Annotated in this window: 19 protein-coding genes and 1 pseudogene; 11 read left to right on the top strand and 9 right to left on the bottom strand. The window is 64.5% G+C overall.

Annotation, left to right across the window (positions count from 1 at the left end; translation table 11 throughout):
- Window positions 1–251: 251 nt before the first annotated feature.
- From GGQ96_RS18660 to GGQ96_RS18675, 4 genes and pseudogenes are all read left to right on the top strand, one after another.
- Window positions 252–848: a recombinase family protein gene (locus tag GGQ96_RS18660; protein ID WP_184116889.1), complete on the top strand. Its 597-nt coding sequence runs from the start codon at window positions 252–254 to the stop codon at window positions 846–848.
- A pseudogene (locus tag GGQ96_RS18665) lies at window positions 841–2,491 on the top strand (transposase family protein). The gene GGQ96_RS18660 and the pseudogene GGQ96_RS18665 overlap by 8 nt, the downstream one beginning before the upstream one ends.
- The gene (locus GGQ96_RS18670) at window positions 2,491–3,471 is read left to right on the top strand and encodes an ExeA family protein (RefSeq protein WP_184116890.1); all 981 of its coding nucleotides are present in this window, start codon (window positions 2,491–2,493) and stop codon (window positions 3,469–3,471) included. The pseudogene GGQ96_RS18665 and the gene GGQ96_RS18670 overlap by 1 nt, the downstream one beginning before the upstream one ends.
- A gap of 411 nt (window positions 3,472–3,882) precedes the next feature.
- Complete coding sequence (locus tag GGQ96_RS18675) at window positions 3,883–4,068, top strand: hypothetical protein (RefSeq protein WP_184116891.1); 186 nt, start codon at window positions 3,883–3,885, stop codon at window positions 4,066–4,068.
- Here GGQ96_RS18675 and GGQ96_RS18680 read toward each other — a convergent pair whose 3' ends face one another.
- Complete coding sequence (locus GGQ96_RS18680) at window positions 4,069–4,293, bottom strand: hypothetical protein (protein ID WP_184116892.1); 225 nt, start codon at window positions 4,291–4,293, stop codon at window positions 4,069–4,071. It lies immediately after the preceding gene.
- Window positions 4,294–4,558: 265 nt separating this feature from the next.
- Here GGQ96_RS18680 and GGQ96_RS18685 point away from each other — a divergent pair, with 265 nt between their 5' ends.
- Genes GGQ96_RS18685 through GGQ96_RS21810 form a run of 3 tightly spaced genes read left to right on the top strand, consistent with a single transcriptional unit; the run spans window position 4,559 to window position 8,445 of the window.
- Complete coding sequence (locus tag GGQ96_RS18685; RefSeq protein WP_184116893.1) at window positions 4,559–5,758, top strand: acetate/propionate family kinase; 1,200 nt, start codon at window positions 4,559–4,561, stop codon at window positions 5,756–5,758.
- Entirely contained in the window at window positions 5,755–8,154 is a 2,400-nt protein-coding gene (locus tag GGQ96_RS18690) for a phosphoketolase family protein (protein WP_184116894.1), read from the top strand. The genes GGQ96_RS18685 and GGQ96_RS18690 overlap by 4 nt, the downstream gene beginning before the upstream one ends.
- Before the next feature lie 42 nt (window positions 8,155–8,196).
- The gene (locus GGQ96_RS21810) at window positions 8,197–8,445 is read left to right on the top strand and encodes a hypothetical protein (RefSeq protein WP_184116916.1); all 249 of its coding nucleotides are present in this window, start codon (window positions 8,197–8,199) and stop codon (window positions 8,443–8,445) included.
- Here GGQ96_RS21810 and GGQ96_RS18700 read toward each other — a convergent pair.
- A complete protein-coding gene (locus tag GGQ96_RS18700) occupies window positions 8,431–9,138 on the bottom strand; it encodes a TetR/AcrR family transcriptional regulator (protein ID WP_184116895.1) in 708 nt (235 codons plus the stop codon). The two genes, GGQ96_RS21810 and GGQ96_RS18700, sit on opposite strands and share 15 nt — an antisense overlap.
- Before the next feature lie 191 nt (window positions 9,139–9,329).
- On the opposite strand from GGQ96_RS18700, the gene GGQ96_RS18705 reads away from it, so the two are divergent.
- Window positions 9,330–10,253, top strand: coding sequence for an oxidoreductase (locus GGQ96_RS18705; RefSeq protein WP_184116896.1), 924 nt, complete (start codon window positions 9,330–9,332; stop codon window positions 10,251–10,253).
- Between the two features lie 86 nt (window positions 10,254–10,339).
- Window positions 10,340–11,326, top strand: a complete 987-nt coding sequence (locus tag GGQ96_RS18710) for an SDR family NAD(P)-dependent oxidoreductase (protein ID WP_184116897.1) — start codon at window positions 10,340–10,342, stop codon at window positions 11,324–11,326.
- A gap of 141 nt (window positions 11,327–11,467) precedes the next feature.
- Here GGQ96_RS18710 and GGQ96_RS21870 read toward each other — a convergent pair whose 3' ends face one another.
- The 6 genes from GGQ96_RS21870 to GGQ96_RS18740 all read right to left on the bottom strand — a co-directional run bounded on the left by GGQ96_RS21870 (window position 11,468) and on the right by GGQ96_RS18740 (window position 18,267).
- Entirely contained in the window at window positions 11,468–11,602 is a 135-nt protein-coding gene (locus GGQ96_RS21870; protein WP_184116898.1) for an FAD-dependent oxidoreductase, read from the bottom strand.
- A 163-nt stretch (window positions 11,603–11,765) separates the two neighbouring features.
- Window positions 11,766–13,223: an efflux transporter outer membrane subunit gene (locus GGQ96_RS18720; protein ID WP_246360722.1), complete on the bottom strand. Its 1,458-nt coding sequence runs from the start codon at window positions 13,221–13,223 to the stop codon at window positions 11,766–11,768.
- 16 nt (window positions 13,224–13,239) lie between these two features.
- The gene (locus GGQ96_RS18725) at window positions 13,240–14,355 is read right to left on the bottom strand and encodes an ABC transporter permease (protein ID WP_246360723.1); all 1,116 of its coding nucleotides are present in this window, start codon (window positions 14,353–14,355) and stop codon (window positions 13,240–13,242) included.
- A 2-nt stretch (window positions 14,356–14,357) separates the two neighbouring features.
- Window positions 14,358–15,485: an ABC transporter permease gene (locus tag GGQ96_RS18730; protein WP_184116899.1), complete on the bottom strand. Its 1,128-nt coding sequence runs from the start codon at window positions 15,483–15,485 to the stop codon at window positions 14,358–14,360.
- On the bottom strand, window positions 15,482–17,269 hold the full coding sequence (locus GGQ96_RS18735) for an ATP-binding cassette domain-containing protein (RefSeq protein WP_184116900.1): 1,788 nt from the start codon (window positions 17,267–17,269) through the stop codon (window positions 15,482–15,484). Before GGQ96_RS18735 ends, GGQ96_RS18730 begins: the two co-directional genes overlap by 4 nt.
- On the bottom strand, window positions 17,266–18,267 hold the full coding sequence (locus GGQ96_RS18740; RefSeq protein WP_184116901.1) for an HlyD family secretion protein: 1,002 nt from the start codon (window positions 18,265–18,267) through the stop codon (window positions 17,266–17,268). The genes GGQ96_RS18735 and GGQ96_RS18740 overlap by 4 nt, the downstream gene beginning before the upstream one ends.
- 99 nt (window positions 18,268–18,366) lie before the next feature.
- On the opposite strand from GGQ96_RS18740, the gene GGQ96_RS18745 reads away from it, so the two are divergent.
- Both GGQ96_RS18745 and GGQ96_RS18750 read left to right on the top strand, forming a co-directional pair.
- Entirely contained in the window at window positions 18,367–19,050 is a 684-nt protein-coding gene (locus GGQ96_RS18745) for a TetR/AcrR family transcriptional regulator (protein ID WP_221240058.1), read from the top strand.
- Window positions 19,031–20,527 carry a patatin-like phospholipase family protein gene (locus GGQ96_RS18750; RefSeq protein WP_184116902.1) on the top strand — a complete coding sequence of 499 codons (1,497 nt, stop codon included), beginning with the start codon at window positions 19,031–19,033 and terminating at the stop codon, window positions 20,525–20,527. Before GGQ96_RS18745 ends, GGQ96_RS18750 begins: the two co-directional genes overlap by 20 nt.
- A gap of 145 nt (window positions 20,528–20,672) precedes the next feature.
- Here GGQ96_RS18750 and GGQ96_RS18755 read toward each other — a convergent pair whose 3' ends face one another.
- On the bottom strand, window positions 20,673–21,317 hold the full coding sequence (locus GGQ96_RS18755) for a sigma-70 family RNA polymerase sigma factor (RefSeq protein WP_184116903.1): 645 nt from the start codon (window positions 21,315–21,317) through the stop codon (window positions 20,673–20,675).
- Window positions 21,318–21,704 lie beyond the last annotated feature (387 nt).

Consider the following 21,704-nt stretch of genomic DNA (forward strand, 5'->3'; position numbering starts at 1 on the left):
CTTTCACCTGACGCGAACCAGCCCGACTCACAGCGAGTACGGAACAAAGGGCGAACGACTTAGAATCCTACATTGCAAGCCTTTTTTCAGGGTCAGGGCTAGGCTTCTCTGAAACGAGGGTTTCTGACGAGCGCTCGTAGCCGATCAGGTCGGAACGGGTTTTCGCAGGTCGAATCTTCTCAAAACTGTTCTGGAATCCGGCTTTGCAGAATGCTACGCCGATGACGGGTTTGTAGAACAATCGAGAGCCAATGCGGGTCGGGTACGCCAGGGTGAGCACCGTCGACCAGTCGCCCGAGCTCCAGCTCGACGCGCTGCGCCGCGCGGGTTGCGAGAAGGTGTTCACCGAAAAGGCGTCCGGGGCCAAGGACGACCGGCCCGAACTGGCGCGCATCCTCGCCGACGTACTGCGCGCGGGCGACACGCTGGTGGTCTGGAAGCTCGACCGGCTCGCCCGGTCGCTGAAGAAGCTGATCGCCACCGCGGAGGAGCTGGAGCGCGAGAAGATCGGGCTGGTGTCGCTGACCGAGAGCATCGACACGACCACGCCGGGCGGGATGCTCACCTTTCACGTGTTCGGCGCCATCGCCCAGTTCGAACGCGCGCTGATCCGGGAGCGCACGACCGCGGGGCTGGCCGAGGCTCGGCTGCGCGGCCGTAAAGGCGGTCGCCCGCCCGCGATGCGCCCGGCCGACATCGCCGCGGCGAAGGCGCTGATGAGGGAAGGCAGCCTGCCGGTGCGCGACATTGCGCGCCGTCTCAACGTCTCCGTCGCGACCCTCTACCGTTATGTCGGCAAACGGGGGCGACCCGCGGACGGTGTGGAGCCCGAACGGCTGCGTGCCTGACGGCAAGAAGCGGCCGCCCGGCGAGGCGCTGGTCGACTTGCGTCGAAGGCTATCGCTTTTACCTCCGCGCGACGCAGAACGCACCGAGATCATCGGCCGCGCCGCCCACGCCTACGGCATCTCGGTTCCGACCATGTACCGCGCGCTGCGTGAGCTCTCCCGGCCGAAGTCGATCCGACGCGCTGACCACGGCCGGACCCGCGTCGCTCCGCAAGCGGAGATGGAGCGCTACGCCGAGATCGTTGCGGCCATGAAGCTCCGGACCTTGAACGGTAAGGGCCGACACCTCTCGACTGCCGAGATAATTCGCCACCTGGAGGAGACCGGCGTCGAGACGCCCGACGGGCTGGTCAGGGCGCCGCCCGGGCTGCTCAGGCGGGCGACGATCGACCGGCTCCTGCGCGCGACCGGGCTCGACCTCGCACGCGCCACGCGCCCGACTGCGGCCGTGCGGTTCCAGGCGCGCCGCTCGAACGAGCTGTGGCACTTCGATATGAGCCCGTCCGACCTGAAGCAGGTAGCAGCCCCGCTCTGGGTGGAGGAGGGTCGCGGCAAGCCGACCTTGATGCTGTTCTCGGTCGTCGACGACCGTTCGGGCGCGACCTACCAGGAGTATCGCTGCGTCTATGGCGAGAACGCCGAAGCGGCGCTCCGCTTCCTGTTCAACGCCATGTCGGCGAAACCCGAACCCGAGCTGCCGCTCCAGGGCATTCCTACGACCATTCACATGGACAACGGTCCCGTCAGCCGCTCGGCCGTGTTCCAATCGGTGATGGGCAGCCTGGGCGTGCGCGTACTCACGCATAGTCCGCCCGACCCGCAGGAGCGCCGCACGGCCGCTCGCGCCAAGGGCAAGGTCGAGCGCCCGTTCCGCACCATCAAGGAGGTGCACGAGACGCTCTACCACTTCCACAAGCCGAAGGACGAGGAGGAGGCGAACCTGTGGCTCAGGCGCGCGCTCGTCACTTACAACAATGGCGACCACCGCTCCGAGCCGCATCCCCGCATCGAGGACTGGCTGAGGCACCTGCCCCCCGACGGCGTGCGCGCTATGTGCTCCTGGGAGCGCTTCTGCGCGTTCGCGCGCGAGCCCGAGCGGCGCACCGTCGCGGGCGACGACCGTGTCGGTCGAGGGTGCCTCCTACGAGGTCGAGCCCGAACTCGCCGGCGAGACGGTGACGCTGCTCTGGGGATTGTTCGACCAGGAGCTGTTCGTCGAACATGACGGCAAGCGGTTCGGGCCGTTCCAGCCGTCGCGCGGCGCGGTCCCGCTCTACCGCTATCGCAAGCACCAGAAGAGCAAGGCGGAGGAGCGGCTCGACAAGGTGGTGCGCCTGGCCGACCAGCTCGGCCTGCCCCGCGCCGCGGTCACGGGCGGCGATCGTCCGCTCCCGTCATTGCCGCTCTCCGCCCGCGATCTGGCGGTCAGGACCACGCCGTTCCCGGAGCCGGTCGTGGAGCAGGCCTACGCGACGCCGCTGGCGGCCCGTCAGGCCATCGCGGCTCAGCTATGCCGGCCGCTCGGCTCGCTGCCCGAGGAGGACCGGCGGTTCATCGCGGAGTTGCTTTCCGAAACGCTCGACAAGATAACGGTCGCCGACCGCATTCGCGAGCGGCTTCAGACCCGACGGAAGGAAGGTTGATGCTCGCCGACGTGCAACAGGCTTACGGGCTCGCCAGGCCGTTCCAGGGTGCCGGCAACTTCGAGACCGAGCACCAGTCCATGCTTGTGCGCGAGGTGTGCGCAGCCGTCCAGACCGGGCGACTGGTGGTCGTCTCCGGGCTGGTCGGCTCGGGTAAGACGCATCTCCTCCGACGCATCGAAAACGAGCTTACGCGTGCGGGCAAGGTGACGGTCGCGAAGTCGCTCGCGGTCGACAAGCGGCGCACCTCGCTCACCTCACTGATCGAGGCGATGTTCTACGACCTCTCACCCGGCGACCGCACCCAGGTGAAGATCCCCAAGCAGGCCGAGCGCCGCGAGCGCGACCTTCGCGACCTGATGAAGAAAGGCAGGCGCCCCGTCGTGCTCGTGGTCGACGAGGCGCACGATCTTCACCACAAGACGCTGACCGGCCTGAAGCGGCTCATGGAGGTGGTGGCCGACGCCGGCGTGCTCCTGTCCGTGCTGCTGGTCGGCCATCCCCGGCTCCGCAACGATCTTCGCCGTCCGCAGATGGAGGAGATCGGCTACCGCACTACCATCTTCGACTATGAAGGGATCGGGACCGACCAGCGCCGCGACTATGTGGCCTGGCTGCTCGGCGCCTGCGCGGCCGAGGGGGTCAAGGTCGCCGACCTCATGGACGAGGATGCGATCGAGCTGCTCGCCGAGCGCCTCCGCACGCCGCTCCAGATCGAGATGCATCTCACGCTCGCGTTCGAGCAAGGATTCCGGCTAGACGCCAAGCCGGTCACCGCCGACGTCGTCGAGCAGGTGCTCAGCCGGGCGATCGACGACCTCGAGCCCACGCTGACCCGCAACGGCTACGACGCCACCGCGATCGCGCAGCAGTTCAACGCCAAGCCGTCCGAGGTGCGCGCGTTCCTGGCGGGCTCGCTCGACCCGGACCGCGGCCGCGAACTGACCGAGCAGCTCCGGCAAGCGGGCGTGCCGGTGTGAGATACCCCGTGCCGATCGGGATCGGGCAATGTGAGCACGGCAAGACCGATTGCGAGCAGGCCACAATGAGTGCGAGCCTGGTGTCAGTTAGCGCGAGCGGGCCCACGCGGTCGTTCTCACCAAGCGTGAGCAGGAACCGGCGCTGATTTCGAGCAGGACAAGCTAGGAGTGCAAGCGGCTACAACTACCCGGTGCTGCGCGAGATCTTCCCTACCGGGAAGAAGACCGCGCTGCACGGCCTGGTCGTGCGGTGATTGGCGCAGACCAACCGGCCGCCGGAGCCGGTCGCGATGGGACGAGACGGCCCGACAAATCGAGCAGGTAGCGATCCCGACCGAGGCGCTGTTGACCTAGCTCAAACGTCTAAAGCACATAATACAGTATTAGCCGAGTCGTCAGAAAGGCGAAGCATTGACGGATGAAAGCGACGAAGACTTTTTTGCGCGGCGAGCGCAGCAGGAAGTCGACTTGGCTGCGGCGACTAACGACCCGGCCATCAAGGCGATTCATCTAAACCTTGCAGCCCGCTACGCGACCCAGCGCGAGCGCGCCGCGTGCGGCGGGTCCGCCGAGCCACGCTCCGCCGACGACGAGTAGCTAATGCGTCAGGTGGCGACGTTTTTCAGCGGGCGCTCGTACCGTCGCTTCGAACCAGTCGAGCAGATCGGGGTCGATTTCCTCGCCGGGTTGTAGGGGCTTTGCCCCAGTTGCCGCGTCGATCGCGGCTTGAAGATAACAGGCGGCGGCCGTAGCGCCCTCGCCGTTACGGTCATAAGTCGCCAATGCTCGCTTCATAAGCGATAAAGCTGTTTCGTTTTCCATGACAGGCTTCCATCGTTCATAGCGTCTTCTGTAATCAAAGACCGGAATATCTTAAAAAAGGTCGTCCATGCGGGACGTTTCCTTAAAGCCTTCATTGCAGGAAAAAAGAAGGGCACCGTTTCAGCAGCTGGTGTGCCTCCATCAAACGCCACCGGTTCCTCGCGCGACCGACTTGTAGGGAACGAGGGTATCATATTTTCATTATTGTGCATGATACATCAAGGCGGCCGTTCGGGGCGCACTGGATTCAAACGGGGGCGCCACCATGGCACAGGCAATCCTGAGCCTCAACGCAGGTTCGTCGAGCATAAAGTTCGCCGTGTTCAAGTCGGAGCAACAGGCCGATCCCGTACTTTCCGTCGCCGGCAAGGTGGAGGGCATCGGAACGGCGCCACATCTGGTCGCCCGCGATTCCCGTGGTGCCGTGTTAACGGAGAGGCGCTGGGATAAGGGGCAGGCGCTCACGCATGAGGCGTTCTTTGGCGATTTGCTCGACTGGCTCGATGAACATCTGGACGGATGCGACCTGGCGGGCGTTGGCCACCGGATCGTCCATGGTGGGGAAGCGTATGCGGCGCCCGTCCTGGTCACGCCGGAGACATTGGCCGGAATGGAGGCGCTGACCCCGCTCGCGCCGCTGCATCAACCGCATAATCTCGCGGCGATCCGCGCGGTCGCCGACGTTCGCCCTGACCTTGCGCAGGTCGCTTGCTTTGACACCGCTTTTCACGCCGGCCAGCCAGAGGTTGCGCGACGCTTTGCCATTCCGCACGAGCTGGAGGACCGGGGAATGCGCCGCTACGGCTTTCACGGCCTATCCTACGAATATATCGCGCTGCATCTGGCGCGCATCGACCCTTCCCTTGCCGCCGGTCGGGTCATCGCAGCCCATCTCGGCAACGGTGCCAGCCTCTGTGCGATGCAGGGCGGCCGCAGTGTAGACACCACCATGAGCTTTACGACCCTCGACGGGCTCGTGATGGGAACCCGCTCGGGATCGATCGATCCCGGCCTGATCTTGTACCTGCTGCTACAGGAAGGCTGTACGGCCGAGTCCGTCCAGCGTCTTCTTTATGAGCGGTCGGGGCTGCTGGGCGTGTCCGGTGTTTCCAGCGACATGCGCGCTCTGCTGGAAAGCGACGATCCGCGTGCGGACGAGGCGGTTGAACTGTTCGCCTATCGCTTCGCACGAGAAGCGGGAGCGCTGACGTCCTCGCTAGGCGGCCTGGATGGCCTTGTCTTCACTGCTGGCATTGGTGAAAATGCGCCCGCTGTCCGTGCTCTCGCCTGTCGCCGCCTCACCTGGCTCGGTGTCGTGCTGGACGATGAGGCGAACAAGCGTGGGGCCGCGCTCATCAGCGCCCCGGGTTCCGCAGTCACCGTGCGCGTGGTGCCCACGGACGAGGAGCAAATGATTGCGCGCCACACGCTTCACCTGCTTTCTCAGCGACAGGAGACGACATGACCGACACCGATGCCGCAGCGCTTTCCGACCAGGATGCAGTGTTGATCGATCGGTATTGGCGCGCTGCTAACTATCTGTCGGTCGGGCAAATCTACCTGCTCGACAATCCGCTATTGAAGGAGCCGCTGGCGGCCGAGCATATCAAGCCCCGGTTGCTGGGTCATTGGGGCACCACGCCCGGTCTCAACTTCATCTACGCGCATCTGAACCGCGTGATCCGGCAGCGCGCCACGGACGTGCTCTATATCTGCGGCCCCGGCCATGGCGGCCCCGGTATGGTGGCCAATACCTGGCTCGAAGGGACCTATTCCGAGATTTACCCGCTGATCGGCGACGATGAGGATGGCATACGCCGCCTGTTCCGCCAATTTTCCTTCCCCGGCGGCATTCCCAGCCATGCCGCACCGGAGACACCCGGCTCGATCCACGAGGGCGGTGAACTCGGTTACGCGCTCGTCCATGCCTATGGCGCAGCCTTCGACAATCCGGACCTGGTCGTCGCCTGCGTGATCGGCGACGGTGAGGCGGAAACGGGACCGCTTGCCGCCTCGTGGCATGGCAATAGCTTTCTCGACCCGGTCCATGATGGTGCCGTGCTGCCGATCCTGCATCTCAACGGCTACAAGATCGCCAATCCGACGATCATGGGGCGGATGGACGATACGGCGCTGCGCCAGCTGTTCGAGGGTTTCGGCTACGAGCCCTTCTTTGTCGAAGGCAGGGATCCCCTGCCAATGCACCGCGTCATGGCGACGACCCTCGACCGCTGCTTCGACCGGATCGCCTCGATTCAGCAAGCAGCCCGCGCGGGAGAGCCCGCGGGCAAGCCGCGCTGGCCGCTGATCGTGCTCCGCAGCCCCAAGGGTTGGACGGGACCCCGGGAGGTGGACGGAAAGAAGGTGGAGGGCTTTTGGCGCGCGCACCAGGTGCCGATCGCGGAGGCGCGGGAGAACGAGGCGCATCGGGTGCTGCTGGAAGAGTGGATGCGGGGCTACAAGCTGGACGAGCTGTTCGACATTGATGGCCGCCTGCTGCCCGAGCTGCGTGCGCTGGTGCCGCGGGGCGACAAGCGGATGGGCGCGACACCTTATGCCAATGGCGGCCGCTTGCGCCGCGCACTGAAGCGACCCGACTGGCACCGCTTCGCGGTGGACGTGCCCTGTCCCGGCGGCGCCATCGCCGAATCCACACGCTCGGCCGGCGAGTATCTGGCCGAGGTGCTCCGCCTGAACGAGGAAGCCCGTAACTTCCGGGTGATGGGCCCGGATGAAACCAACTCGAACCGTCTAAACGCCGTCTTCGACGTGACGAACCGCGCATGGATGGAGCCGATCGAACCTTATGACGATCATCTCGCCCCCGGCGGGCGCGTGATGGAGGTGTTGTCGGAGCATCTCTGCCAAGGCTGGCTGGAGGGTTACACCCTGACTGGCCGCCACGGGCTGTTCAACTGCTACGAAGCGTTCGTCCATATCGTCGATTCGATGTTCAACCAGCATGCCAAGTGGCTGAAGGTCTCACGTGAACTGGACTGGCGCGCGGCGGTGCCATCCTTCAACTACCTGCTGTCCAGCCATGTCTGGCGGCAGGATCATAATGGGTTCAGCCATCAGGATCCGGGCTTCATCGACCATGTCGTGAACAAGAAGGCGGACGTGGTGCGCGTCTATCTGCCCCCAGACGCGAACACGCTGCTGCGCACGATCGACCATTGTCTGGGTACGCACAACCGGATCAACGTCATCGTTGCCGGTAAGCAGCCGGCGCCGCAATGGCTGACGTCCCAACAGGCCGAGATCCACTGCGCGGCCGGGATCGGCATCTGGGAATGGGCAGGAACCGATAGCGACGGTGCCGAGCCGGACGTGGTAATGGCTTGTGCTGGCGACGTGCCGACGCTTGAAACGATCGCTGCCGTCGACTTGCTTCGCCAGCACGTCCCCGAGCTGAAGATCCGCGTGGTCAACGTCGTCGACCTGATGACACTACAGCCGCACGAGGAACATCCCCACGGCCTGACCGATGCCGACTTCGATGCGCTGTTCACCCGCAGCAAGCCAGTCATTTTCGCCTTCCACGGCTATCCCTGGCTGATCCATCGGCTGACCTATCGCCGGACCAACCACCACAACATCCATGTCCGCGGCTTCAAGGAGGAAGGCACCACTACCACTCCGTTCGATATGGTGGTGATGAATGACCTCGACCGGTTCCACTTGGCCATGGACGTGATCGCGCGCGTACCCGGCCTGACCGGGACGGCATCCCATGCCAAGCAGGCGTTCCGCGACAAATTGATCGAGCATAAGCTGTATGTTTGTCGAAAAGGGCAGGACATGCCGGAGATTCGAGACTGGACTTGGCCTTATCAGACCGCGGCTGAAGCCGGCGACTGATTTGACTCGTATCTACACGTCACGAGCAACAAGCTGATCCTGGTGGCGCAGGTGCGTCTCGCCCAGGTCGCCATGGCCCAGCGCGACACCTCCGTCGTCGACCTGTGCAAGGAACTCGGGATCGAGCGCGTCACCCTCTATCGCTATGTCGGTCTCAATGGTGAACTCCGGGACTACGGCAAGCGTGTCCTCGGCATGACGCATAGCGTGCCGAAGACGCCAGGCGAAGCTAAGCGCGAACAAATAGGGACCGATGATCGTGTCATCGGTTCTCGATCAGCGAACCGGTAGTCCTTTCTTCTGGGAGACAACCTGCCGCGCCGGCACTTTGCGCATGAGACAGCCGGTGATCGTCAAGGCCAAGGTCTGCTCAAGAAAGGTGACGAAATCCATCCGGCGTGCGCCGACTTCGGGATCGGCGGAGTAGGCTGCCAGCAAGGCTTCGGTCGGATGATCATGCGGCCAGACCCCGGCGGTCAGCAAGAGTGTAAGAGCGATGGCATGATAGATGTCATTCCCGTCGAGCTCTGGCAGGCAATCGTTCAGGATGCCGGAAAGAAGCTGGACGGTCAGGTTGACCCCGCGCTTGTGCCGAAGGATCGTCTCCGTCGAAACATTGCGTTCGAGAACCGCCGCCTGCGCGCTGACGAGATCGCACAGCACCGGACGGGCTGCCAGACTGGTAGCGATTGCCTTTGCTACCGCGTCGATGCGGTCGAGCGGTGGGGCATCGAGTGAAACCGCCGACAGATCGAGGGCATCGCCCCACTCCTGCAACCCGGCGTTGAGCAATTCCAACAGGACAGCTTCACGGGATTCGAAATAGCGCAGCACGTTCGATTTCGCGAGCCCCACGCGGCGGCTCAGCTCATTTAGGCTGAGATCGGCAACCGGCATTTCATCGAGCATCGCCGATGCCGCAGCGAGGATCGCGTGCCGCCGCTGCTCGCGCTGCGTATCGCTTCTGGCTCTTTGGAACTCCATCGCCCATTCCTACCCGACCGGCGGTCTCCTGGGAACGTCTCCGTCCGCCAGGAGGCGGTTCCGGGGAACCCGCATCGTCGCGGGCTACCCGTTCACACGGGTTGCTATCGGACCGCCGGTACTCAGCCCATTGCCATAAGACCGGCGGTCTCTTACATTGTGCCTAGGCTGAACCAAGTGGAGACGATCGGATGAGCTGGAGTGCGGCGGATATATCATCCCAGCGCGGGCGGCTCGCCGTTGTTACCGGCACGGGCGGCCTGGGTTTCGAGGAAGCGCTTGCGCTGGCGCGCGCTGGTGCGAGCGTGGTGGTGGCAGGTCGCAACGCACAAAAGGGCCAGGAAGCACTGACGCGCATTCGACATGAAGTTCCCGGCGCCGACATCCATTTCGGGCAACTTGACCTCGCGAGTCTCGCCTCGATCAAGGATTTCTCGGATCGCATGCTTACAGACGGGCGGTCGATTGACCTGCTCATCAACAATGCGGGCATTTCAGCGAATCCTGAACGCGGCGAAACCCAGGACGGCTTCGAGCTTCAGCTTGACACGAACTATCTCGGCCATTTCGCGCTGACCATGCGGCTCATGCCGCTGTTGCTGGACGCGAAGCCCGCCCGCGTCGTCTCGCTGAGCAGCACCGCTCACAAGCTCGGCCGCATCAACTTCGACGACCTCCAGTCGGAGCGGTCTTACAGCGCCGCCCGCGCCTATGCGCAGTCGAAACTGGCAATGCTGATGTTTGCGCTCGAACTCGATCGCCGTGCGCGCGCCTCCGGTCTTCCGCTGACAAGTGTCGCTGCGCATCCCGGGATCGCCCGGACCAGTCTTATGGAAAACAGCCAGAAGGGACACCCGTTCCTGCTGTTCTTCTCGCGGAGCGTGATGCGCCTGTTCGGCCAGCCAGCGCGCGACGGTGCATTGCCGATCCTGCGTGCGGCCACCGATCCCACGGTCAAGGGCGGCATGTTCTATGGCCCGTCCGGATTCATGGAAGCGAGGGGTTCGCCGGTCGAAGCCTCCATGTCGGCGAGGGCGAAGGACGAAGTTGTCCGACGCCGCCTGTGGGAAGAAACCGGTCGCCTCACCGGGGTCGATCTGCCTGCAGGCAGCTAACATCACTCATCTGCTGCGCGGAGATCAGACATGTGCTCCGGCACCTGCGAACGACACTAACATCCAATCCTGCGAAGGAAGATTCCATGGTTACTGAACAGGCCCCCATCGGCTCGCCATTCGGCGCGGCCAGCACCGCCGAGGACGTGATCCAGGGCATCGATCTCACCGGCAAGACCGCCATCGTGACCGGCGGTTACTCCGGCATCGGCCGTGAGGCGGTGCGCGTTCTGCTCGCCGCCGGTGCGAAGGTTATCGTGCCCGCGCGCAACCTCGAAAAAGCCAAGGACACTCTGGCCGGGCTCGACGACGTGCAACTCGAGGCGATGGATCTCATGGACCCGGCCTCGATCGACGCCTTTGCCGAGCGGGTTCTGGCCGGGAACGACACGCTCGAGATCCTCGTCAACTGCGCCGGCGTCATGGCCAATCCGCTGACGCGCGATGCGCGCGGCTTTGAGAGCCAGTTCTTCACGAACGTGCTGGGCCACTTCCAACTGACCTGCGCCCTGTGGTCGGCGCTGGTCGCCGCTGGCAATGCGCGCGTGGTGTTCCTCAACTCGGCCAATCACCGCGGCAAGGTCGTCGATTTCCTGCACGATCCGAACTTTGAACATCGCGCATACGACCCGTGGGTCGCCTACGGCAACTCCAAAGCCGCCAATATCCTGCTCTCGGTGGCGTTCGACAGCATCGGCAAGGCTGAGGGCGTGCGGACCTTCTCCGTTCACCCCGGCGGGATCTTCGACACCGGACTGGTACGCCACATGGACCTTGCGATCGCCAAGGCCCACGGCATGATCGATGAAGACGGCAAGCCGGTCATCGATCCCGAAAAAGGGTGGAAGACGCCCGAACAGGGTGCGTCCACCATGATCTGGGCCGCCACCAGCGCGCTGCTCGACGGCAAGGGCGGCGTCTATCTGACCAACAATGAGGTCGGCAAACTGCTTGCCGAGGATGATGACGACCAGATCGGCAACGACAGCGTCAAACCCAGCGTCAAAGATCCGGTGAATGCCGGTCGCCTGTGGCGGCTCTGCGAGGCGCTGACCGGCGCCCGCCTCGACTGATGGCAGGGGCATAGCGCTGTCCGCTTGAGCGTCGCACGTCGGAATGCCCCAACGCCCGTTCCGGCATGCGAGCGCAACACGCACTCGCCACCGGGCCGGGAACACAGCAACCTTGCTGGTGAATATCGCTGGCCTAAATCCTTAGCGTATGATTTCGCACCCGCCCGAAAACGGCCTCTTTTCGATGATGACCGGCTCCCAGCCTGCCTTCTTGAACGCAATGGCGGTCGCGATACCAGCGATGCCAAGCCCGACAATGAGAACGCGATCTGCCATATTCTACCTTTTCCTCGAAATGTCTCGGCACAAATGTGAAACGGGAAAGTGAGTGTCGAACACCCGACGTTGAAGAATTGGCGAAACCCCAATCAGTTTGCCCCTGAGGATGTAGAAGCTCCCGAATTTCCGATCGCTTTGTTAATAGCCACAAATTGAGTACCTATGCGCCCGTTGCTCTCAGCGAGGTCGCGGGACGCCTGGATCTGGTTCTCTGGCTATCGATCACGTCGAGCCAGGTGATGATCCCGCCGCGATATCGCGCTGATGCAAGATCGAGCGCCGCGCGCGCGCTTTCGAGTTGCGCGATAAGCTTTACGTTCTGCTGTTGTTCTGCGGCATAGGCATTGAGCGCGTCGTCGATCTCTTGCCATGCCTGCAGCACGGTCTGTTGATAATTGACCGCCGCTTCCTTCTGCTCCAGCTCGCGAAGCTGCACAACGCGTTTGCGACGACCGCCGTCGAACAGCGGCAGACTGACACTCGGCCCGATCGACCAGGTGCGGCTCGCCCAATCGAACAGGTTCTGGCTGCGATAGGATTCAAAGCTGAATCCGCCACCTAGCTGGATACTGGGGTAAAGGTCCGCCTTGGCGACGCCGATATTGGCGGTCGCCGCGTGCAGCCGCGCCTCAGCGGCGCGGATATCAGGCCGGCGCAGCGCGATCTCGGACGGTAGGCCGAGCGCCAGATCGGGGAGTATGGGTTTGCCGGCATCCACGACCGGCTTCAGCACGTCGCCAAGCGCACCCGACCTTTCCCCGAGGAGCAAGGCAATCTGGTTGGCTTGTGCTGCTTCCTGCGCGAGCAGCGCCGGCAGTTGGGCCTCGATCCTCTGCAATTCGCTGCGTTGACGTTCGAGATCGAAATGATTGTTGATCCCACCGGTTGTGCGCGCGGAGAGAAGGTCGGCCCGGTCGCTCAGCGCGGCGGCGTCTTCACGTGCCAGCGCGATCTTGTGCTGGGTGGCCCGCAAATCGAGATAATTGCGCGCGACATCGCTCGCCAAGCTCAGCCGCGCGAGGTCGAGCAGCGCGGCCTGGCGCGTGACGTCGGCGTCGGCGGCCTCGAGCGAACGGCGGACCTTGCCCCACAGGTCGATCTCCCAGGAGGCATCCAGCCCGGTCTGATAAAGGGTGAACGGTTCGCCGAGCAGTTCGGCGAGCGCATCGCGATCAGTGCCTGTGGCGTTGCCGGCGACCGCATCGAACAATCGCGTGCCCGCGCCATATTCGCTCTGGCGCTGTCGCTTCACCTGCCCGCTGGCATTGACCTGCGGCAGCCCCTGCGCGGCGGCATTGCCGCGCTGCACCCGCGCTTGCGCGACATGGAGGGCGGCTGTCCGCAAATCCGGGCTCGCGGCGAAAGCCCGGCGTTCGAGCTCGTCGAGCACGGGATCGTTGAACGCCCGCCACCAGTCGGCTGGAAGCTGCGCCCCACTGTCGATGGGCGCGCGCAGACTGACATCGCCGCTGCGCCAGCTCGTCCAGTCGCCGGGCGCCGCCGGCGCCGGCTTCACGAAGTTCGGACCGACGGTGCAGCCGGCCAGCAAAAGCGCCAGCAGCGACATGGCGAGAGCTTGCCGGGCCGGAATGCTGGTTGCGGGCGGGATCATGGGCATGACAAAAGTCCAGTCATCAGGCGAGGCGGTGTCGGAAGAGCCATGCGGCCAGCGGAAGAGTGATGGCCGCGACCACCAGCATGGGTACGAAATCAAAGGCGATATCGGTGAAGCCCGCGCCTTCGAGATAGATGCGGCGCACCATGTCGATGCCGAAGCGCAGTGGATTGACGTAGGTGATCACCTGGAGGATCTGCGGCATGTTGCGCACCGGCGTCAGCATGCCCGAGAGCAGCATCAGCGGCATGATGAGGAGGAAGGTGTAGAGCATCGCCTGCTGCATCGTGACCGACAGCGCCGAGATCGACAGGCCGACACCCACTCCTGCGGCGGTGAAGCTGACGAGGCCCAGATTGAGCAGCCAGTACGAGCCGTTCATCGGGATCTGGAACCAGAAGCGGATGATCAGCAGGATGATCGTCGACTGGATGAGGCCCACCATGATCGATGGCACCGCCTTGCCGATCAGGATCTGCATCGGGGTGAGCGGCGTCACCAGAAGCTGGTCGAAAGTCCCCTGTTCACGCTCACGCGCAACCGACAGGGCCGAGAGCAGCAGGGTCTGCATGAAGCTCAAGGCGGCGATCATCGCTGGCATCAGTGTCCAGCGCGTTTCCAGGTTCGGATTGTACCAGGCGCGCCGCTCCATGGTGATCGGCGGGCTGCCACCCAGAGAGGCGCCATAGTCCGCGACGATCGAGCCGATCTGGCCTGCGGCCGCGCCCGCCGTCGAGCTGTTGCGGCCATCGAGGATGATCTGGATCGGCGCGGCGTCGCCGACCGTCAGCCGATGTTCGAAGTCGGAGGGAATGCTGATCACCAGGAGCGCCTTGCCGCTGTCGATCAGGCCGCCAATCTGGGCATTGGACGCAAGCGTTGCTTCGCGCTTGAAGACGCCGGTTCCATCGAGGCGCGCGAGCAGCTCGGTCGATGCGGCGCTCCGGCTCTGATCGACCACCGCATAGGGAACATGCGTCAGATCATAGGTCGCGCCATAGCCGAACAGCAGGGCCTGCATGAGCGCGGGCGCGAACAGGATGGTCCGGTTGGCCGGATCCTTGATGAGGGCGAGGATCTCCTTGCGGACGAGCGCGAAGGTCTGGGCGAGCCAGGCGAGAAATTCAGCCATCATCGTCAGTCCAGCCTCTTGCGCAACATGCGCCCGGTTAGGAAGGCCAGCAGCACGGCATAGAGCGTGAGGATCGCGCAATCCTTGAGGACCATCGGCCAGATGGTGCCGGCAAGGAACAGCGACTTGACCAGTTCCATGAAATGCGTCGCCGGAAGCAGTTGGCTGATGACCTGGATTACCACGGGCACATTACGGAGATCGAAGACGAAACCCGAAAGCATCATCGCCGGCATGAAGCTCGCGAGCAGCGCCATCTGGCTCGCGGCGAACTGGTTGCGGGTCGCGCCCGAGATGAAGAGGCCGAGCAGCAGCGCGACGATCAGATAGAGGAGCGAGGCGATGATGATCACGACCAGAGATCCGCGGATCGGCACCTCGAACAGAAAGCGCGCGGAGATAAGGCACACGCTCATGTCGATCGCCCCGATCACGAGATAGGGCGCGAGCTTGGAGAGCACGAGTTCGATTGGCCGCACCGGCGTCACGAAGAGGGATTCCAGCGTGCCGCGTTCCCACTCGCGCGCGATCAGCAGCGAGGTAAGGAACGCGCCGATCAATGTCATGACCAGCACGAGGAGGCCAGGCACGAGATACCAGGTGCTGTTGCCCGCCTCGTTGAACCAGGTGCGCTGCACCAGCGTCACGCCCCCCCCGGATGGGCCGCCCGACCGATCGGCCGCATGCCGGGAGGGGGTCTGGATCGCGCCGTTCACATAGCCTTCGATCGAGGATGCCGTGGTCGCATCCGCCCCGTTGACGATGAGTTGAATGCGCGCGTCGCCAGCGCCCCGGCGCTGGGAGAAGTCGACCGGCACGCGAACGATGGCCTCGACCTTTTTGGCGCGCATCAGCACCACGGCCTCAGCCATGCTCGCGGGCCACACCGGCACCAGATACGGCGAGCCACCGATCCCCGCAATCGCTTCCTGCGCGGTGGGGGAACGGTCCTCCAGCACGATCGCGACGGGTGCGTCCTTGACGTCGAACGACAGGCCGTATCCGAACAGCAGGATGAGCGCGAGCGGCAGCAGCAGACCGACGAAGAGATTGCTCCTGTCGCGCAGGAGCTGGCGCACCTCCTTGCGGGTCAGCGCGACGAGTCGCGTGCGAAAGCCCGATGCGCCGCTCATGCCGCCGCCTTCTTGTCGGTATGGCGGGCACGGCCCTGCTCGACGATAGCGATGAAGGCTTCGTTCATATCCGATGCGGTCTCGCCCGCCTGCGCGCGCACCTCGGCCGGCGTGCCCAGCGCAAGCATCTCCCCCGCATCCTGGATGGCGATGCGGTCGCAATATTCCGCCTCTTCCATGAAATGGGTGGTTACGATGACGGTGACGCCGGCTTGCGCGAGGCTGGTGATCGTGCGCCAGAAGGCGCGGCGGGCGAGCGGATCGATGCCGCTGGTCGGCTCGTCCAGGAACAGGATGTCCGGCTCGTGGAGGAGCCCCGCTGCCATGGCGAGCCGCTGCTTGTAGCCGACCGGCAGGATGCCGCTCTGTGCGGCCTGATCGAGGGTGAACTGGGCGATGACGGCCTTGACCCGTTCGCGCGCGTGCGCGCCGCGCAGCCCATAGGCTCCCGCGAAGAACTCAAGATTCTCGCGGACCGAGAGATTGCCGTAGAGTGCGAACTTTTGGCTGACATAGCCGATCCGTCCGCGCGCCTTGGCGCGTGCGGTGCGCAGGTCGAGGCCCGCGACTTCGAGATGACCGCTCGTCGCGGGTAGCAGGCCGCAGAGCATGCGGAATGTCGTCGTCTTACCGGCGCCATTCGGACCCAGCAGCCCGAATATCTCACCGCGCCGCACGTCGAAGGAGGTACTGGCGACCGCGGTGAAGTCGCCGAACTTGCGGACCAGGTCGCGCACGACGATCGCGGGAGCTTCCTGATCATTGCCTGAGCGGCCGGCCTCTTTCTCGCCGGACGGCGGCAGATCAGCTGTCGCCATGTCGTTCCCACTGGCGGCCTCTCCCTCATGCTCGCGCAGCAGCAGCATGAAGGCGTCCTCGAGTTTCGCTTCGCGCGGCTCGAACCGGGTGCCGGACAGGAGGTCGCCGAGCGCCGCCTCTTCGCATTCGGGCCGGCGGATAAAATGCACGTCGCCGCCCTTGGGCACGGCGTCCACGATCCGATCGGGCGCATCGATTAGACGGGCCTGGAGAGTGCGCGCGGGAGCGTCGGGCAAGGCGTCGGCCACATAGGTCAGGCCATCGGCCTTTTCGCGCAGCGTGTCGGGAGCGTCATCGGCCAGCACCTTGCCGCGATTGAGTACGAAGATCTGCGCGCAGCGTTCGGCCTCATCCATATAGGCGGTGCTGACGATGACGCTCAGTTGTTCGTCGGCGATCAGTTGATCGAGAATCTTCCACAAATCGCGGCGCGAGAGCGGATCGACGCCGACACTGGGTTCGTCGAGCAGCAGCAGGTCGGGCGAGCGCACCAGGGTGCAGGCAAGGCCCAGCTTCTGCTTCATGCCGCCCGAGAGCTTGCCGGCGGGCCGATCCGTGAACCGGGCCATGTCGGTCATCTCCAGCATGCGCCCGAAGCGTTCGCGCCGGACCTCCTGGGGTACGCCGTGCAGATCGGCATAGAGGTCGAGGTTTTCCTGGACGCTCAGATCCTCGTAGAGGCCGAAGCGCTGCGGCATGTAGCTGATGCGGTTCTGGACGGCTTGCGGATCGGCGCGAACGTCGATGCCCAGCACCTGCAGGCTGCCGTCATCCGGCCGCAGCAGCCCCGCCATCATCCGCATCAGCGTCGTCTTGCCCGCGCCATCGGGACCGACGAACGCCGTCAGTTCGCCTGCGCGCACCGTCAGTGAGATGTCGTCGATCGCATCGAACGGCTTGCCGTCGGGCGCCTCGAAACGCTTGCGCAATCCCTCTATGACGACACTGGCGTCGGCTTCGCTCACCGCGACGTGCCGCCATCGCCGCGTCCAGTATCGAGGCGGACCGTAACCGGCTGCCCGAGCCGCAGCCGGTTGGCCTTGTCCTCGACCTGCACGCGGACCTCATAGACGAGGCTGGTGCGCAGCTCCTCGGTCTCGACCGATTTGGGCGTGAACTCGGCGACGGACGAGATATAGCCGATCGTTCCGGGGATGGTCTGATCCGGCAAGCTGTCGCTGACGACGCTGGCGGCCATGCCAGGCCTGATGCGGCCAAGGTCGGGCTGGTTCACATAGACGCGTACCCATTTGGGATGCGCAAGCGCGATGGCGAACACCGCTTTTTGCGGCGAGGCCATGTCGCCAGGTTCGAGCAGGCGCGAGCGCACGACGCCATCGACAGGTGCGCGCAGCACCCCCTGGTTGATACGGTGCTGCAACAGGGCGACCTGCGCCTGCGCGGCCTTGACCTGCGCCTCGCCGCCCGCGACGTCCTCCGCGCGCGGCCCTTGGCGGGTGAGGCGCAGTGCTTCGGCCTGCTCGCGCGCCTTGGCACGCGCCGCAACGGCCTCCTTGCTCGCGTGATCGATATCCTGCGCGCTGACGCCCCGGCCCTGCGTCGATGCTGCGATGCCGCGCAGGCGCGCGAGGTCGCCCTCGGCGCGGGCGGCTTCGGCCTCGGTCGACGCAAGGCGCGCCCGGGCCTGGGCGATTTCCTCGGGCCGCGAACCGTTGCGCAGCCGCAGCAGGTTCTGGCGCTGCACTTCACCCTGCGCGCTGGCCTCCTCCGCCTGAAGCTTGAGAGACACTGTGTCTAACGTGGCGAGGATCACGCCCGCCTTTACGCTGTCGCCCTCCTGGGCGCGGACCTCGGCGACGCGGCCGCTGTCCTCGAAAGCCAGCGAGACCTGCCGCACATCGACATTCCCCTGCAGCACCAGCTGGCGCTTGTCCTCCTTTCCGCCGCAGCCGCCCAGCGCGAGCGCCGCCGTGCCGAGAAGAGCGAGGGTGCGTTTGTGCATGTCAGGACTCCAAGCGCGGGAATGGACGGCCAAAAACGTAATTTAAATTGAACTTAAAGTGCTGATGCCTTACCCCCCTTCGAGACACAAGAGGGATTGATGATGGGCAAGCCTGGGCGCGCCTTGCGATCGGACGGGATCGTGACCCGGGAGCGCATTCTGGAAAGCGCCGGCGAACTGTTCGGCTCGCGCGGGCTCGCCTCAACGACAAGCAAGGCGATCGCCGCCCACGCTGAAGTCGATCTTGCTTCGATCAACTATCATTTTGGCAGCCGCGACGAGCTTTATCGGGCCGTGCTGGTCGAGGCGCATCGCCGGTTCGTCCGGCTCGAGGAGCTGGAGCGGATAGCCGAAGGCTCCGCCACGGCCGAACAAAAGCTCGGCATGCTACTCAACGCCATTGTCGGCCGTATCGCCGGATCCACGCATTGGAGCGCGACCGTGCTTGCGCGTGAGCTGGCGGCCCCCTCCGCGCATATATCCGTGCTGCGCGACGAGGAGGCGCCGCCCAAGCTTCAGATCGTCCTGCGGATATTGCACGATATCACAGGAGTTCCGATCGGGGCGCCGGATCTACTATGCTGCCTGATCAGCGTTGCGGCGCCTTGCGCCATGTTGCTCGTCGCCGGCGACAATATCCCGGTGCCCGGCAACAATGTGTTGCGGATGGACCGTCGGACGCTGGCAAGCCATCTGCATCGTTTCGCGCTCGCTGGCCTGCACGCTGCCGGGGAGGACTATCGCGCGCGCCAAGAAGAAGATCATGCCCAAACTCCTGCCTGAAATCCGCTCGCTCACCGCCATTGGGGCGACCTGTGTCTCCTCATCAGGTCAGGCGGCAGAAACGATATGCTCTCGCGACTCCTCCCATGGTGATAGTGCTGCCGATGCGGCGCTGGCACCGGCAGCGTCGTCTCAACGCCGCGATCGATGCGGGGTCCGCCCGCCGTGGATTTCCGAGCATCATCGGCTACAGTTGCAAAGGTCGGCTATAAGCCGAGCGTTTGTGGGCTATCCCTTCCTTTCTCCGGTCGTGATCGGAGCCCGCAAATCGATGTGGTGTCTCTCAGGATGGGCAAGCGCGGCGAGCCGGCGCCGATCGCTGGCCGTCACGGTCGCACTTGCCCTGTCTGCCTGCGCCACGGTGCCCCCGCGAACGCCGTACACGTCCGCCGATTTGGCCGGAGCGATGCCGATCCCCGGTGATGCCGTGCGATATTGGGCAAGTGGCGACGACGATGCCTACCACCGCTGGGGGGAAGACTTGCTCCGCCAGCGCCGGGCAGGAGGCAGGACCGCGCCCGCAACCCTGCTTGCGCTCTCGGGAGGCTCCGACAAAGGCGCGTTCGGTGCCGGGCTGCTCAACGGGTGGAGCCGACGCGGCGACCGGCCAGCGTTCGATATCGTCACGGGAGTCAGCACGGGCGCATTGATCGCCCCGTTCGCCTTCCTCGGCGGAGGCGAGGATATGACGCTGACGCAGATCTACACGAACATCAGCAGCAAGGACATTTACCGGCAGCGCGTACTCGGCGGCGTTCTGGGCGGCGCGAGCTTGCTGGACAGCAAACCGCTGAAACAGTTGATCGCCCATCATATCACGCCCGCATTTCTTGATCGAATCGCGGCGCAGCATCGCGCCGGCCGGCGGCTGCTGGTCATGACCACGCAACTCGATGCCGAGCGTGGCGTCATCTGGGACATGGGGGCCATCGCCGCCAGCGCTTCATCGCAGCGGCTAGCGCTATTCCGCCAGGTGTTGCTCGCCTCCTCCAGCATCCCGGGAGCCTTTCCGCCCGTGCTGATCGATATGACTGGACGAGGCCGTTCCTTCGCCGAAATGCATGTTGATGGCGGCACGGTTTCCGGCTTTTTCACATTGCCGCGATCGATGTTGTTGGCAGAGGCGGCGGCATCGAGGGCACCGGCGGGCGGTGCAATCTATGTCGTGTATAATGGTCGGCTGGATGCGCAGTTTGATGTCACCAAGCCCAAAACCTTCAGCATCTTGTCGCGCGCGCTTTCGACCGTGCTGGGCGAAGCCGACCGGACCAATGTCGCCGATCTGCGCAGCTTTGCTCATGAGCAGAAGATCGGCTTTACGGTCTGCTCCATCCAGCGTCCCACCGCTCGCGACGATGCGCCGCTGTTCGATACCACGCACATGCGCGAACTTTACGCCATGGGAGAGCAGGAAGCCGTCTCCGCGGCGGGGTGTCTGGCGAACTCTCACGATACGACGCCCGCCGGACTGCCCTGAAGGGCAGTGGTCGAGCGGGAATCTGCCGATACGGGACAGATATGGACAACGGGACGAGAACGTCTCGCAAACGTCGGGAGCACTCGGAGTGTTGGCCCGTCCGGTGCCTTTTAGGCTTCAGGCCCGGCCTACATGGGCGTATGGGTCAGCCAATCTTGACGCCCCGCCAGTCCCGCTTCTTCTTCTTCTTCTTCCTTGGTTGGATCGGCCGATCGGACATCAGCGAGGGCTTGTCTTTGCCGCCGGTTCTTTCGGCCAGCAGCGGCGTCGATCCCTCCTCGATGAGCGCCCGCAGCCGCGCCCGCCCGCGTGCGACGCGGCTCTTGACCGTCCCTGTGGCAACGCCGAGCCGCATCGCCGCCTCTTCGATCGACACGCCCTGGCTCGCCAGCAGCACTGCCTCGCGCTGGTCAGGTGGAAGTTCGCTCAGCGCCCAATCCGTATCCCGCAACCATATGGCAAGGCTCTGGGTCTCATCCACCTTCAGCATCCGGTCGCGCGCTTCGTCGGGCAGATCGGCGTGAAAGCGGGCGCGGCGACGGCCGGTGAGAAAGCTGTTCTTCATCACGGTTCGCGTCCAGGCGATCAGGCTTGTTCCGGCCGTGAAGCTGGCGCGCGCGCTCCAGCATCGCAGCATAGTGTCCTGCAGGAGATCGTCGGCATCCGCACCGCCTCCGGTCAGCCGCCGCGCATAGGCGCTGAGCGCGGCCGACTGCTCGATCAGTGCCGCTCCGAAATGATCGTCGGGCATGGCGATCGGGGAAACACGGTCAGGCACATCGAGCGGCATCTTATTCTCCGGACAGGCTTTTCCTGCCCTCAGGTGATATAGGGCGCGCAAGTCGGGAATGTTGCTGGTTCAGCCTGTTCCCGGCTCGCTTGGTCCCTTGCCGTTCCATCGGTGCAGCATCCGTGCTATAGCCCCTGAAACAGAATCGGAGAGTGAATGGTGGAGCGCCTGTTCCCGCGCGCCCTGATCTCGTGCATCCGCGAGGCTCGGCCGCCGACGCCGAAGGAACTTGCATCGATGGCCGATAAAATTTGGCGCGAGGCTTTCCCAGGACGTCCATTTGGATGCGAGCGTGCCATGAGCATCGCTTGTGTCGCGCTCACAGGCGAACGCGCGACAGGCGAGGCACCGTCATCATCCTGTTCCCCTGAGCCGTCATCGACTAGA

The sequence above is a fragment of the Sphingomonas abaci genome (assembly GCF_014199625.1).
GTDB lineage: Bacteria > Pseudomonadota > Alphaproteobacteria > Sphingomonadales > Sphingomonadaceae > Sphingomonas > Sphingomonas abaci.